Annotated in this window: 12 protein-coding genes and 1 other annotated feature; of the genes, 5 read left to right on the top strand and 7 right to left on the bottom strand. The window is 37.8% G+C overall.

Annotated elements, in window-relative coordinates:
- Positions 1 to 229 precede the first annotated feature (229 nt).
- Positions 230 to 625, bottom strand: coding sequence for a transcriptional regulator SpxA (gene spxA, locus ACIQ7T_RS20165; protein ID WP_024362527.1), 396 nt, complete (start codon positions 623 to 625; stop codon positions 230 to 232).
- A 638-nt stretch (positions 626 to 1,263) separates the two neighbouring features.
- Positions 1,264 to 1,497: a binding site (T-box leader), on the top strand.
- Positions 1,498 to 1,601: 104 nt separating this feature from the next.
- On the opposite strand from spxA, the gene trpS reads away from it, so the two are divergent.
- The gene (gene trpS, locus ACIQ7T_RS20160; RefSeq protein WP_402872946.1) at positions 1,602 to 2,591 is read left to right on the top strand and encodes a tryptophan--tRNA ligase; all 990 of its coding nucleotides are present in this window, start codon (positions 1,602 to 1,604) and stop codon (positions 2,589 to 2,591) included.
- Between the two features lie 793 nt (positions 2,592 to 3,384).
- Here the strand turns inward: trpS and fabF are convergent.
- Together fabF and ACIQ7T_RS20150 are read right to left on the bottom strand one after the other, a co-directional pair.
- Entirely contained in the window at positions 3,385 to 4,626 is a 1,242-nt protein-coding gene (fabF, locus tag ACIQ7T_RS20155) for a beta-ketoacyl-ACP synthase II (RefSeq protein ID WP_370076727.1), read from the bottom strand.
- A gap of 30 nt (positions 4,627 to 4,656) precedes the next feature.
- Positions 4,657 to 5,595: a beta-ketoacyl-ACP synthase III gene (locus tag ACIQ7T_RS20150; RefSeq protein ID WP_370076725.1), complete on the bottom strand. Its 939-nt coding sequence runs from the start codon at positions 5,593 to 5,595 to the stop codon at positions 4,657 to 4,659.
- Between the two features lie 992 nt (positions 5,596 to 6,587).
- Between ACIQ7T_RS20150 and ACIQ7T_RS20145 the strand changes: the two genes are divergently transcribed.
- On the top strand, positions 6,588 to 6,782 hold the full coding sequence (locus ACIQ7T_RS20145; protein ID WP_370076723.1) for a YjzD family protein: 195 nt from the start codon (positions 6,588 to 6,590) through the stop codon (positions 6,780 to 6,782).
- Between the two features lie 48 nt (positions 6,783 to 6,830).
- On the opposite strand, the gene ACIQ7T_RS20140 is transcribed toward ACIQ7T_RS20145, so the two are convergent.
- Positions 6,831 to 8,957: an ATP-dependent Clp protease ATP-binding subunit gene (locus ACIQ7T_RS20140; RefSeq protein ID WP_370076721.1), complete on the bottom strand. Its 2,127-nt coding sequence runs from the start codon at positions 8,955 to 8,957 to the stop codon at positions 6,831 to 6,833.
- Positions 8,958 to 9,226: 269 nt separating this feature from the next.
- Here ACIQ7T_RS20140 and ACIQ7T_RS20135 point away from each other — a divergent pair, with 269 nt between their 5' ends.
- Positions 9,227 to 9,913, top strand: coding sequence for a Crp/Fnr family transcriptional regulator (locus ACIQ7T_RS20135; protein ID WP_370076720.1), 687 nt, complete (start codon positions 9,227 to 9,229; stop codon positions 9,911 to 9,913).
- A gap of 554 nt (positions 9,914 to 10,467) precedes the next feature.
- Here the strand turns inward: ACIQ7T_RS20135 and ACIQ7T_RS20130 are convergent.
- Positions 10,468 to 10,776 carry a metal-sulfur cluster assembly factor gene (locus ACIQ7T_RS20130; RefSeq protein ID WP_370076718.1) on the bottom strand — a complete coding sequence of 103 codons (309 nt, stop codon included), beginning with the start codon at positions 10,774 to 10,776 and terminating at the stop codon, positions 10,468 to 10,470.
- 53 nt (positions 10,777 to 10,829) lie between these two features.
- Positions 10,830 to 11,594, bottom strand: coding sequence for a prolyl oligopeptidase family serine peptidase (locus tag ACIQ7T_RS20125; RefSeq protein ID WP_370076716.1), 765 nt, complete (start codon positions 11,592 to 11,594; stop codon positions 10,830 to 10,832).
- A 120-nt stretch (positions 11,595 to 11,714) separates the two neighbouring features.
- Between ACIQ7T_RS20125 and ACIQ7T_RS20120 the strand changes: the two genes are divergently transcribed.
- Positions 11,715 to 12,524 carry a Cof-type HAD-IIB family hydrolase gene (locus ACIQ7T_RS20120; RefSeq protein ID WP_402872939.1) on the top strand — a complete coding sequence of 270 codons (810 nt, stop codon included), beginning with the start codon at positions 11,715 to 11,717 and terminating at the stop codon, positions 12,522 to 12,524.
- 485 nt (positions 12,525 to 13,009) lie between these two features.
- Positions 13,010 to 13,867: a DegV family protein gene (locus ACIQ7T_RS20115; protein ID WP_370076712.1), complete on the top strand. Its 858-nt coding sequence runs from the start codon at positions 13,010 to 13,012 to the stop codon at positions 13,865 to 13,867.
- Between the two features lie 95 nt (positions 13,868 to 13,962).
- Here the strand turns inward: ACIQ7T_RS20115 and ACIQ7T_RS20110 are convergent, their stop codons facing one another.
- Positions 13,963 to 15,429 (bottom strand): alpha-amylase family glycosyl hydrolase, encoded by a 1,467-nt coding sequence (locus tag ACIQ7T_RS20110; protein WP_370076710.1) that lies wholly within the window; start codon positions 15,427 to 15,429, stop codon positions 13,963 to 13,965.
- Between the last annotated feature and the right edge of the window lie 51 nt (positions 15,430 to 15,480).

The following is a 15,480-nucleotide window of genomic DNA, read 5'->3' as shown; positions in this document are numbered from 1 at the left end:
AAAGGATATACACCGTTTCACAGAAGATATTTGAATTATTGAAATTGTAGTAAACTATTAAGTTTAAATCAAGTTTAACATACTTTACGGAAATATATGACTTTTCCCTACTATTTATTATACTTTATATAGAAGGTTTTACATAAGTAAAACACAAAAAAATAGATGTCACTATATGCTTGATGCATATGTAACATCTAATACTTATTCTATGCAGAATATGGAGATATTAGTTCACCATGCGCTGTGCTTCTTGCAATTGATACGCACGAACCTTACGAGGTAGGAAACGACGAATTTCATCCTCATTGTAGCCAACTTGTAAACGTTTCTCATCTAAAATGATTGGACGACGTAATAAACCTGGATACTCTTGAATTAACTCATATAAACGTTGTAATGGTAAGCTTTCAACATCAACATTCAATTTCTGGAAAATCTTTGATCGAGTTGAAATAATTTCGTCCGTACCATCCTCTGTCATACGCAAAATCTCTTTAATTTCACTAATGCTTAATGGTTCGGAAAATATATTACGTTCTGTATATGGGATTTCATGCTCCTCTAACCATGCTTTCGCTTTTCGGCAAGACGTACAACTTGGTGATGTAAATAAAGTTACTATCATACTGACACATCCTTTCCTTTTAATCATTATCTATAAACCAGCGTGTTAAATTAGAATTAATGTAATGTAATCTACATACCATTATACAGTACTCTGTGATGTTTGAATATAGTTCCAATAAAAAAAAGAATAACCCTATCACACGAAATTTTCTGTCTATTTATATAACTTTTCAAAGCAGGTTACTTCTTGGCATGTCTAATGAACTACTAATAATATTCCCATTCGCAGCACGTTTTAAACACTCATTTCGTGATTATTTTTGTTCTCATTTAAAAAATTTAAACGAGAATATTGTCAGTTCCGTGTGTACAATATAGACGTATATTTACTAATATTGGTTGCATTTTCAAATAAATAGTTTGTTACCATAACGTGTGGTTGATCTCCGTTCCGGCTGGGCGCTTTGTCGCTGACGCTTCGCTTTCGACAGAACACATTTATTGCTGCACGGAAATAAAAAACCAGCGAAAATAGCATATAATTTTTTTCCAATAATGAACACCGCCAAAAGTCTGACTTTACCCACTTGCTTTTTACCGATCCTTTATAATATAATTTTTTGCAATCAATCAATTATGTCTTTGGTGGGTTCACCTCATCTATACAGATGGAAGACGGTTATTGAACTAAATAAAAAAACGCTGACGAAGAGTAGTACATATGCATTTTACACGTTAAGAGAGTCTGTGGTTGCTGCAAACAGATCGTGTAAGCATTTGGAATGGACTTCCGAGTTAGCTTTGTGAACGTCTTAGTTTCCTTACTGGAGTCTATTAGCAAAGCTCGTCCCTTCACGTTACGAAGCAAAGTGGCCGATTTAGGCAAGCTGGGTGGTACCGCGGATTCAAACATCATTCGTCCCTTCATTAGAAAACTAATGAGGACGCATGATGTTTTTTTATTTTGGATCAACGGATCAGATCTTATGTAAAGACTAGCTGAGGTAACAAAATTCAAGGAGGAAATGACAATGACAACTATTTTTTCAGGCGTACAGCCAACAGGTATTGTAACTCTAGGGAATTATTTAGGTGCGTTTAAGCAATTCCCTGCATTACAAGATGAAGGAGATGCTGTTTATTGTATCGTCGATCAGCATGCAATAACAGTGGCACAAGATCCCAAGGAATTACGTCAAAATATTCGCAACCTAGCAGCTACGTATATCGCTACTGGAATCGATCCTAAAAAATCTACATTATTTATTCAATCAGAAGTGTCAGCACATGCACAGGCAGGCTGGATGCTACAATGTGTCGCATCGATTGGAGAGCTTGAACGTATGACACAGTTCAAGGATAAATCTCACGGTAAGGAAAGCGTATCTGCCGCTCTACTAACATATCCACCATTAATGGCAGCAGACATCCTTTTGTATAATACAAACATTGTCCCTGTTGGTGATGATCAGAAGCAGCATATTGAACTTACTCGTGATCTAGCAGAGCGCTTTAACAAACGTTATGGTGACGTTTTAACGATTCCTGAAATTCAATTACCAAAAGCGGGAGCTCGTATCAAATCACTACAGGAACCAACTAAGAAAATGAGTAAATCTGATCCAAATACAAAAGCGACAATCAAGCTTTTAGATACAGCGAAAGATATTGAGAAAAAAGTTAAGTCTGCTGTTACTGACTCTGATGGTATTGTGGCATTTGATGTAGAAAATAAACCTGGTGTTTCTAATTTACTAACAATCGAATCTGCCATTTCAGGCGTATCAATTGACGACCTTGTAAAAAAATACGAAGGCGTTGGCTATGGTGGTTTCAAACAAGGCGTTGCAGCAGCTGTTATTGATCACCTGACACCAATCCAAGAGAAGTTCTATAATTTGGTAGAATCATCAGAATTAGATATTATTTTAGACGCAGGTGCTGAAAAGGCAAATGCAATTGCAAGTGCTACATTAAAACGCATGGAAGAGGCAATGGGCCTTGGTCGTGCACGTCGCTAAAAAGAAGACTTTATCATAAAGATGATTGTAAGAGCTTGGCCAAAAAGAGAGCAACATAAGAGTTACATTTTATCTTTTTCATTGAAAGTTTTATCATAACCAAGATCAAGCACAACAGCGCATAACACAATGGCTGAACCAATGGCCATATAAAATGCTGATGTTTGTGCCATGAACTTAAAAACTACTAGCCAGGAATATCCGAGTGTCCGATAATTCAAATACAAAATGAGATTCCCTACTGAGAGAATCAATAAGCCATAGCTCATTAAAAATAAAAAGAGTCGGAACAAGATAAGGGCATCCTTTCTATTTCTTCTTAATTATCATCTATTCACAAAACTATAAAAAAAGACGTCAGCCACGTAAATTGGCTGACGTTTTTTTATGTTGTTGAAAGACTAATCAAACAGAATAGACTTATAGCAGTGAAGCGACTGTACATCTGTTGTTACTGCCACTATTTTTCCGCATATAAAGACGTTTTGCTGCAGAGCGGTTGATTGGAGTGGAGACTGGGCGACTCCTTGGGGATCAGCGTCACAGATGAGACCCTGGAGCGAGCACCGCGAGTGAAGCGGCTCATCGGACGCCCCCAGGAAGCTTTGCTCTGTGCGAAAGCGAAGCGACAGCAACAAAGCGCCCAGTCGGAACGGAAATCAACCCCTCGTTTTGCGGAAAAGCCTTACTTTATTTAATATGATGACACCTTAATTAACTGCCTGTAAAAGCCCGAATGGTGAACTATAAAAATCAGTGGGAGATGAAACCCACTGATTAAAGTTTTACTTTATTATTCCTCGATTTTTTTGAATAGTAGACTAGCGTTGTGTCCACCAAACCCAAGTGAATTACTCATAGCATATTGAATCTCTGCTTTTCGAGCTTCATTCGGTACATAATCTAAATCACAATCTGGATCTGGATCTGTTAAATTAATTGTCGGTGGTAAAATGCCTTCTTTCAGTGCTAGCGCTGTGAAAATAGCTTCAACACCACCAGCTGCACCTAATAAGTGACCTGTCATTGATTTTGTAGAACTCATCGCAAGCTTATAGGCATGTTCACCAAAGACTGTTTTTACTGCCTGTGTTTCAAATAAATCATTATATGGTGTGCTTGTTCCATGTGCGTTAATATAGTCTACTTGAGAAGCTTCTACGCCACCATCAGTTAAAGCTTGCATCATTGCACGAGAAGCACCTTCTCCTTCTGGAGCTGGAGCTGTAATATGATGCGCATCCCCTGTTGCACCGTAGCCAAGAACTTCTGCATAGATTTTTGCACCGCGGGCTTTTGCGTGCTCATACTCTTCCAAAATAACAATACCCGCACCTTCACCGATGATGAAACCATCGCGATTCTTATCGAATGGACGGCAAGCTGTTTCCGGATCTGTATTTAAAGATAATGCAGTATTTGCGCAGAAGCCTGCTACTGCCATCGTAACGATCGGCGACTCTGCACCACCAGAAATCATAACATCTGCATCGCCACGCTCAATTACTTTAAAAGCATCCCCAATGGAGTTTGTACCTGAAGCACAAGCAGTTACTGAACAAGAGTTAATACCCTTTGCTCCAAAGTGAATCGATACTTGGCCTGAAGCCATATCTGGAATCATCATTGGAATAAAGAATGGACTTACACGTCTTGCTCCACGCTCTTGGAAAGTTAAAAACTGTTGTTCATATGTTTCCATCCCACCGATTCCAGAGCCAATCCAGACACCTGCTCGTGGTGCTAGTTCTTCATCGATTGTTAATTGTGCATCTTCCATCGCCATGATAGACGCTGCTAAGGCATACTGTGTAAAACGATCCATTTTACGGGCTTCTTTACGTTCGATATACTTTTCTATATTAAAATCTTTTATTTCAGCAGCAATTTTCGCTGCGAAAAGATCTTTATTTAAACGTGTTAACTCGCCAACGCCAGATTTTCCAGCTTTAATGTTAGTCCATGTTTCTTCGATGCTATTTCCTAGTGGTGTAACTGCGCCAATTCCTGTAATTACTACTCGTCGTTTACTCATTGTCTTACTCCCCTCAAGCATTTTTCGTTTTTATTTTCCCCATCTTATTGTAACGGCGCCCCATGTTAAGCCACCACCAAATCCAACAAGTACTAATAAATCATCATCTTTTATCTTACCTGCTTCAAGCTCATCTACCAAGGAAATACCAATAGATGCTGCCGACGTATTCCCATATTTGTGAATCGTTTTTGACATTTTTTCCGGTGGTAGCTCTAAACGCTCACGAGCTGATTCCATAATTCGAATATTCGCCTGATGCGGCACTAAAAAATCTACGTCTTCTTTTGTTAAACCTACTTTTTCTAAAACGTTTACTGCAGATTCACCCATTTGACGAACGGCAAACTTAAATACTTCACGGCCATTCATAGCGATTGTATCTTGCTGTGTTAAATACAAGTTCTTTCCACCTGTGCCGTCAGCTCCAAGCTCAAATGATAAAATACCTCTACCTTCTGATACTGGACCAACAATCGCTGCACTTGCACCGTCACCGAATAATACAGCAGTATTGCGATCTTCCCAATCAAGTACTTTCGACAGCTTTTCAACACCTACTACTAAGACATATTTATAAGCATTTGATTCTACAAATTGCTTTGCTGTCACTAAACTATATATAAATCCTGCACAAGCAGCCGCTTGATCCATCGCAGCTGCATTGACTGCTCCGATTTGCTCCTGAACCATACATGCTACACTTGGAAAGTTTTGATCTTGTGTTACAGTTGCAACAAGGATTAAGCCTATTTCCTCTGGCGTAATACCTGCTTTTGCAATAGCCTCCTTAGCAGCAGCTACTGCTAAATCTGACGTATCCTGATCATCTGCGGCAAAACGACGTTCTTCAATCCCCGTGCGTGTTCGAATCCATTCATCCGAAGTGTCCATCATTTTTTCTAAATCAAAATTTGTAACGACCTTCTCCGGAACGTATTTGCCAATTCCTATAATACCAGCGTTCATTTAGCAACCCCTCTGCTTTCTTACTATCAATTATTAGTAACTGGTCATAATTATAACTCATAATGAAGGAGAGGTGCAAGATGAATTAAATTTAACGTCTTAAAACTAGTAGTATCAATGGTCTCCAATCAGCTTATATACATGCCATACGATTTAACAAATGTCATCTACAACTTTTAGAACTGATGCAGGAAAAAGCGTATTTTTGAGGATAAGTGAGGCTGAAAAATTTAATAATGGTGGTTAATGAAAAAAGCTGCAAATAGATCTGCAGCTTTAGTCTAACAATTGCTATTATCAACATCGTAAAAGTCGATATCGTAAAAAGATGAAAGGTGGCTCGCATGAATCTGCGTACGTCCAAACTATTCTCTAATAGGTCGTTAAGGATCACGTTTTCTTTTGAACACTTAGTGCTCTGAAGAAATCGCTTGATGGGTTGCAACACAGAAGGTTTCAAACGACGTGTTGTACGTTTCTTTTTGTTAGGTTTGCTACCGTAGTTGTGCCAACGTAATGGCTGACGCTTTAATCGTCTGGTGTTGCGGTGGTGTTTTTGATTCAATAAACAACGTTGAGTAATACGCATCCGCAATGGTAATCAAGTAAATCACAAAAAGTAATTGTTTCATTCAATGGTTCAAAAAATTCATTTCTCCCTTTATTCAGTTCTATAAAATTAGAATTGTCTAGTTATAATACGAATGGTACGTAGAAAAGTTTCAAATTAATAATGACCAACGCATCACAGATGACCAAAATAAGCCACCTCGGTATGAAATAACTTAGAACTACAACATTGGTTTGAATAATAGAACAGCAGGAAATCGAAAATAGATATGAACCAATCGAATATTTTGCCATCTAAAATGTTCTCAATTGATGATTATCGTTGTTACAAATTCGCCATGTTTCACAGAAAAGGTTCTTTTTTTTTCGATTTATGTTATGATATGATAATGATATAAAAAAGTTCGGTTGAGGTGAAATTAATGCAATATATCGTAACATTCATATGGTCATTCCTACTAGTTTCAATGGTAAACTACGTAGTAAGCGCTGTACTTGGTGCAGATTTTGATTTCCAAACTGCTGTTGTCACATCAGTTGTATTTACAATTCTTGTTTTCATCATCGGTGCAGTTATTCCAAACGAGTCAACTCCAGAAGCTGCAGACAATCATTAATTCAACTAGAAAAAACCTGTTTCGCTCAATGCGGAACAGGTTTTTTTGTTATTTTTCAACGATGCATTGGCCATCATGCATTCTAATGTGCAATGTTTCTCCTGGTAATACTTCACCACGAAGCAATTCTTTTGCAACCGCAGTTTCAATATAACGTTGCACGAAGCGTTTTAGTGGTCTAGCGCCAAACTGAGCATCTGCTCCTTGTTCTACAACCCAGTCAATTACATTTTGTTCTACTTGTAAAGTAATTTCTTGCTCTGCAACTCGTTTGATAAGCTGTTCGACATATTTCCAAGCAATCGCTGTGAAGTGCTCAGCCGATAGTGCATGGAACATAATGATATCATCCATTCGATTTAACAGCTCTGGTTTAAAGTGTTGACGAAGTGCAGCCATCACTAAATCCTCAACTGCTACATCTTCTTCTTTTGCTTCCATTAAATAGTTTGAGCCAATGTTAGAAGTTAAAATAACCACTGTGTTCGTAAAGTTGACCATACGACCTTGGCTATCCGTAATGCGTCCATCATCTAAAATTTGCAGTAAAATATTTGCAACATCAGGGTGAGCTTTTTCAATTTCATCTAATAATACTACTGAATATGGATTTCGGCGAACAGCTTCTGTTAATTGTCCACCTTCTTCATAACCAATATAGCCTGGAGGTGCCCCTACAAGACGTGATACACTATGCTTCTCCATATATTCACTCATATCAATGCGAATAAAATGATCCTCAGAATCAAACAGCTGTGCCGCTAGTGCCTTCGCAAGCTCTGTTTTACCAACACCTGTTGGCCCTAGGAATAAAAAGCTACCAATTGGTCGATGCGGGTCTTTAATACCAGCTCGAGCACGCCATACCGCTTCTGTAACAAGTTGTACAGCATTATCTTGTCCGACTACACGCTCATGCAATGTATCTTTTAAGCGCAATAATTTTTCACGCTCACCTTCTACTAATTTCGTCACTGGTATCCCTGTCCAGCGTGAGACGATAGATGCGATTTCATCAGCTGTTACCTCTTCACGTAAAATACGTGATTCCGTACCATTCTCTAATTGTTTTTCCATCTCTTGAATTTCCTTTTCAAGCGTAGGAATTTTCCCATGACGTAGTTCGGCTGCTTTATTTAAATCATATTTACTTTCTGCTTCATCTAAGTCACGACGGTATTTATCTAGTTTTTCACGTTTTTTCTGAATGCCATGTAACGCCCCTTTTTCGGTTTCCCATTGTTTAAGCATACCCTCAGAAGATTCTTTCAGCTTTGTTAATTCATCACTGAGTTGCTCTAGTCGCTTTTTGCTTGCCTCGTCCTTTTCTTTACGTAGTGCTTGTTCCTCAATTTCAAGTTGCATAATACGGCGTTTTACTGCATCCAATTCCTGTGGCATGGAATCAATTTCTGTTCGAATCATCGCACATGCTTCATCGATTAAATCGATGGCCTTATCTGGCAGGAAACGCTCTGTAATATAGCGATCTGAAAGCTCTGCTGCCGCTACAATCGCACGGTCATGAATGCGTACTGCATGATGTAACTCAAAGCGCTCTTTCAAGCCTCGTAAAATGGAAACTGTATCTTCAATAGATGGCTCACGTACAAGCACTTGTTGGAAACGACGCTCTAAAGCAGGATCTTTTTCAATATACATACGGTATTCATCTAATGTTGTAGCTCCGATACAATGTAGCTCACCTCGTGCAAGCATTGGCTTTAGCATATTCCCAGCGTCCATCGCACCTTCCGTTTTACCAGCGCCAACAATCGTATGAATTTCATCTATAAATAAAATAATGCGCCCCTCTGAGTCTTTTACCTCTTTTAAAACACCCTTTAAGCGCTCTTCAAATTGTCCTCGATAACTAGCACCTGCTATTAAGGCACTCATATCTAACTCATACAGTATGCAATCCTTTAACCCCTCAGGCACATCGCCCTTTACGATACGTTGGGCTAATCCTTCTACAATAGCTGTTTTACCAACCCCAGGCTCACCTATTAAGACAGGATTATTTTTCGTTTTACGTGTTAAAATCCGAATAACATTCCGAATTTCTTCATCACGGCCGATTACCGGGTCCATTTTACCGTTTTTTACTTCTTCAATTAAATTACGTCCAAATTGTTCTAATGGTTTTTTGTCATTTGTTTGTTGAAATTGCATATTTAGCACTCCTTTTCAATAATGTTAAGCGGAATCCCGTTCGCCATTCTGTTTCATTAAAAATGTTTGACCTTTTTTGACTAACTTTATTTTACAACACACGACAAATCATAGCAAAGAAATAGTCCTAAAATTTCTTCACTTATAACTGGAAAATTACGTTATAATAAAAGTATATTTCTTAGATTTAGTAAATTGTTCACCTTATTTTGTAATAATTAAACAATTTTTACGTAAAAAGAAAGAGATGTGTTGAAGATATGACTATTATGGATAATATACAAGAAAAATTTCACGATCTTTTTCAAAAACACGGTGTTTTTATTAAAGTGAATAAGGATAGTAAAATTTTTTTAGAGGGCGAACGTGCGAAAGAAATTTATTATATAAAAACAGGAGCAATCTCGATTAGTCAGGAAACAGAGAATGGGAAAGAATTAACCATTCGTATTTGTGGTCCAGACAGTATTATTGGAGAAAGCTCATTATTTTGTAACCTTACGTATAATTCTATGACTGCTAAAGTTTTAGAACCCTCTAGTTTATATGTACTAAGCCGTGAATCATTGGAACTTTTACTAGTGGAACAACCTAATTTAATGGTGGAATATATGAAGTGGTTGCAAACAGAAAATTTAAAACATCAAAGTCGTTTGCGCGATTTAGTTTTAAATGGTAAAAAGGGCGCTTTATTTTCAACACTTATCCGCCTTTCAAATACTTATGGTAAGCCTTTAGAAAATGACACTATTTATATTGATCTCCCATTAACAAATACAGAAATCGCTAATTTATGTGCGACGAGTCGAGAAATGATTAATCGCATGCTTAATGACTTAAAGAAGCAAAATATCATATCCTTCGAAAAAGGTTATATTACCATTCACGATTTACAATTTTTAAAGGATGAAATCGCCTGTGAAAATTGTCCGTTACAAATATGTCGTATTGATTAATAGCAACATGCAAAATCCCCGCTTATGAGTTATAAGTGGGGATTTTGTGTTCTATTATGTAAAGAAATAAAGTAAGACTCTTCTGCAAAGCGAGGGGTTGATTTCCGTTCCGACTGGGCGCTTTCCTGGGGGCGTCCGATGAGCCGCTTCGCTGCGCTGCAGGGTCTCATCTGTGACGCTGATCCCCGAGGAGTCGCCCAGCCTCCACTCCAATCAACCACATCACATAGCGTGTATCTTCTTGCATGTTACTAAAATTCATAGTGATACAACAAAAAACTTTAGCAACAATGTTTTGTCTGTGCGAAAGCGAAGCGACAGCAACAATTGTTGTATTTCAGATAGTAAAGCGTCAGCAACACCAGATATACAATAGCGTCATTATTATAAGTTTCTTCTGTTGTTTTATGATGAGTAGCTTGGAACAGAAATCTTCTTCATTTAAAGCACGCCACAGTCACAAAGATTACTTTAACTATTTTGTATTTCAAAAACAGAAAAAATCCCCGCTTATGTGTTATAAGCGGGGATTTTTTATCGTGCTTTAAGTGGACTTAGCGTACACCTAATGCCATTTTGGCATAGCGTGACATTCTATCTTTTGACCAAGGTGGATTCCATACAATGTTGACATTTGTACTTTTCACCTCAGGAAGCTCACCTAAAGCTGTGTTCACTTGATCAACAATAACAGGTCCCATTGGGCAGCCCATAGACGTTAGCGTCATTGTAACGGTTGCTACACCTTCTTCATCTAACTCTACATCATATACTAAACCTAAGTTGACGATATCAATACCAAGCTCAGGGTCAATTACATTTTCTAATGCACCGAACATGCTGTCTTTCATATCTTGATCCATCTGTATTTCTCCTTCCGTCACAGTGTTAACTTAATCATAGCAGATGCATCTTATTATGCCAAATGCTGTGCAAGCCATTCAGTTGCTGCTAACATACCATCTCGTGACACAGCATGGCCCGCTCTTTTATTAGCTAAGAACTTTAAGTCTTCTGGATTTGTTTCATAATAATTGCGTAAAGTTAAATAAAAATTATACGTTTCATTAAAAGGAACGGTTTTATCTAATTCCCCATGCCAAAATAACACAGGTCGTCCTGCGAATTTTTCTGGTGTTAGGCTGACATCATATTTAGCAAGAAGTTCATTCGTTTGTTGTACTTCTTCTTCTGACATTGGCCAATTCACACCGCTTTTAGCGAATTGCTGTAATTGATACTCCGCTAATTTAAGAAACCCTGGTGCACCCATGCATACTGCTGCTGTTTTAATCCAGTCATAACGCTTTAAACAGCCTGATGTTACAATTCCACCCATCGATGTACCAGCAACGCCAATTTTATCATCCACTAATAATTTTTTATTCTTTAATTCATTATATAATTGTTCAACTTCATGAATAGAATTTAAAACAATATCCCAAAAATGTAAGCTCATTTTCATCTCAGATAGTCCTTCACTACGGTCGCCATGTAATTTTGCATCTGGTAATAGGACACGCACCCCGTTGCCTACTAATTGGTATGCATAATGTAAGTTATGTTCTTTTGCGCTCATAAAACCATGTAAAAAAATAACTACTGGGGTTTTTTCATTCATATTTTCTGTATGTATATGTAATAAAGGAATATCTCCCCACAATTCTTTTTCAACAATCATCTTTGTCACTCCCAACTTTTGTCTATCTTTATGTTAGCAAACTTTTCTCTATGTGACAAAATTTTGACGTATGGTTTACAAAGAGATACTATTCAAATTATAGGAAAGGGGCAATGAGCTATGAAACCGCATTTAATCGTTTTAGACTTAGATGGTACGTTATTAACGGACCAACAACAAATTTCAGCCAAAACTAAAAAAACATTATTGCAGGCAAAGGAACAAGGTCATCAAGTGATGATTGCTACAGGTCGTCCTTATCGTGCGAGTGATATATACTATCACGAACTTGGCCTTACAACGCCCATCGTGAATTTTAATGGTGCTTACGTCCACCACCCGAAAAATGCTGCTTGGCAGACTAAGCATACTCCTATTGATTTAGGCGTAGTGCATGATGTCGTTGATTCCATCAATAGCTATCAATACGAAAATATCATTGCAGAAGTTAAGGACGATATTTATGTGCATACAGAGAATGAACGGATATTAAACATTTTTAATATGGGGAATCCAAAAATTACTCTTGGAGACCTCTATACCCATTTACTTGATAACCCAACTAGTTTACTGATTCAAGCGAATGAAGTAAATTCCACGATTATCCGTGATCATTTACAGGCTGTTCATGCAGAGGTCATTGAACATCGTCGCTGGGGTGCTCCACTTCACATTATTGAGATTGTTCGCCGTGGCTTAAATAAAGCAGTGGGAATCGCTCATGTAGCAAAAGATTTAGGTATTCCACGCGAGCGTATTATTGCATTCGGTGATGAAGATAACGATTTAGAAATGATCGATTACGCCGGCATCGGTGTAGCAATGGGCAATGGCATTCCTACTTTAAAAAATATTGCTAATGAAATTACCACAACCAATAATGACGATGGCATTGCTAAAATACTCATCGATCGCTTGAAATTAACCTAGTTAAGTAGTGATACCCCATTTTCTGGATCATCACCAAAAATTGTGGATGACACCTGTTGAAACGTATACCAAGTTGATTGGAGTGGAGATTGGGCGACTCCTTGGGGATTAGCAACAGAGGAACGAAGGCTAAAACCATCACGTCCTATGATAACGCCTTCGTGACCAACATCGGTGCTGTTGCTGTCACGTCAAAGCGCCCAGTCGGAACGGAAATCAACCACGTTATGGTAATGAGTCATTTTTTCATTTTAACTTTATTCAGAAGTACTCTTTATTCGATAGGTACTTATTGAATAAAGTTAAAAATCCTGGGTTGCAATTATACTGAAACTCGATATGATAATATATCTATATAATATTTCATTAGAAATAGTTTAGAGAAACATAAAGTGGAAAGTGAAAGCTCGACACTTGTTCACCTGTTATGTAGTATAGGTATTTGAAAACTTCTCATATAGAATATTAAATTAGGGGGACAAATGATGAAAATTTTTACTGATAGTGGATGTGATTTACCAAAGTTTTACTATGAAGAAAACAATGTTGAACTTCTTCCACTACGAGTGCAATTGAACAATAATGAATATGATGATGTCATTTCAATTGATTCCAAAGAAATTTACGATGCTATTCGTCAAGGAGCTCGCCCAAAAACATCCCAAGTATCACCAGAGATTTTTCTCAACCATTTCGAAAATCTAGCAAAGAATGAAGAGGAAGGGATCTATATTGCCTTTTCATCGGAATTATCAGGCACCTATAATACGGCAGTCATGATTCGCAATCAAGTGCAGGAGCAATATCCCTCCCTTAAATTAGCGATCATCGATTCTAAATGTGCTTCACTTGGTTTTGGTCTAGTAGTCGAAGAAGCGGTTCGACTTCGAAATACAGGTGCTTCATTGGAAGAAATCGAAGCAAAAATCACAGCTCTTACCCCACAAATGGAACACTTATTTACAGTTGAGGATTTAGATTACCTTGCTAAAGGTGGGCGTGTATCAAAGGCAAGCGCATTTCTTGGAGGGCTCCTAAGCATTAAACCAATTTTAAATGTAGAGGACGGTAAACTTGTGCCGATTGAAAAATCTCGCGGACGCAAAAAAGCCATCACTCGCATGTTAGATTTAATGCAAGAACGCGGCGATGATTTTTCTGAGAAAATTATTGGTATTAGTCATAGTGATGATGTGGACTTTGCCAACGAAGTAAAGGCTTCTATCCAAAAAAGATTTTCGCCAAAAGCCATTCAAGTAACAATGATTGGCTCAGCAATCGGCTCACACGTTGGACCAGGTACAATTGCCATCTTCTTTACGAATAAAAGCTATCAAGCTTAACAAAAACCCCCTCCGCACTTAAAAGTGTTGAAGGGGGTTATCATTTTATCTTGTATTAACTGCCTGTAAAATCAATGAGGGATTAAGCCCCTTTATTATTGAACATCTTGCTCCTTACGACGTACTTTACCTCGTCTAATAATAACAACTACAAATCCTATGAATATAACCCATACTAATCCTAGTGCTACCATATAAGGTACATTTAATCCTTCATCATCTCTAACTTGATAAATCTCTACCATTTCACGATTTAAAATAACCGGATACACATCTTTTTCATTAATACGAACTTTTTCTTCATGTATAATACCATTTAGCATTTTACCTTCCCCAAGCTGAGCAGGTGTTAAATCAACGCGTTGTGTTTTACTAGTGTTGTTAACCATGATGACCCATTTCTCTTTATCAGATGTTCGTGTAAATACAAGTAGGCCATTTTCATTTGTAATAACTTCAAAATCACCATTTCGTAATGTCTCAGATTTATTACGTAACGATTGAACATTTTTAATATATTCGATTAACTCATCATCTGTTTTAAAGTTGAAAATTTGGTGCGTATCTGGCTTTGTTTCCCCGTTCATCGCAATTTCTGTACCATATTGCACAACTGGAATCCCTGGCATCATAAATAAAGCACCCATAGCCATTTTCAAACGCGTTGGTGGGAACATATTTTCAGCTGCAGAATCAAATGTAAAACGACGTGTTTCTAGCGAATCCACCATAATTTGAGTTGGCTTTTCACCTTTTAATGGGTCCATCAACTTAGAAGAATCCATATCAACATTTTTAAATATATTACGGTAAATATCAGCTGTAGCCGGTGAAATGCTTGCATCAAAGTTTGCATCACTTTCTTCATTAGAAATCACATAGAGCGATTTTTTCGAATCTTTTAATGCCTTAATCACTGCATTGATAAATCCTGTATCGGCACCAGCAATATTTGTTAAACGCACCCCACCAACATCATATGTAGAGACAAAATCTGTTGCAGATTTAATAAGTGCTTCTTGTACATCTTTGTTTTTTAAGTCCCATTGTACTTGTCCATTATTTGTTGAAGTAATCCAATCCTTTTTCGCTGGATCTTTTGCCCACTCATGATTCGGACTTACATTGTTTAGCGGGAAATCAACCATGATCGATACATTTTTAGCTTTATAGGTCTCAATGACGCTTTGGAACTCCTCAGATGTCCCAAAATGACGCTCAATTGTAGAGTAGCTCGTCGGCATCGATCCATCATATTTTTCAGTGGCAAAAACAGGGCCAATCGAAACAATTGTAAAGCCCATCTCTCCGATAAATTTTAGTTTATCCTGTAAACCTGCAAAATCGCCACCTGCAAACTTAGTAGGGTCTTGCGTATTTGTATCAAAATCGTTAGTGCCCGAACCATTAAAGAAACGGTCAACGAGTAAATCATAGATGCTTTCTTCTGCAATCGTTCTTGTCGTTGCTTCATCAGCATGTGCAACTGGTGTAGCACTCACTAATGTAGTTGCTAGTAAAAGCGATGCAGCTGTCGCACTTATCCACTTCTTGAATTTCACTATTATTCCCTCTCTTTCAAACCAATCCATCGTCATTTTACCAAATAAAAT

This window comes from Lysinibacillus sp. NPDC096212 (assembly GCF_044763105.1).
Taxonomy (GTDB): Bacteria; Bacillota; Bacilli; order Bacillales_A; family Planococcaceae; genus Lysinibacillus.
The sequence above is the reverse complement of the archived record's forward strand: the minus strand, read 5'-3'. Positions and strand labels throughout refer to the sequence as shown.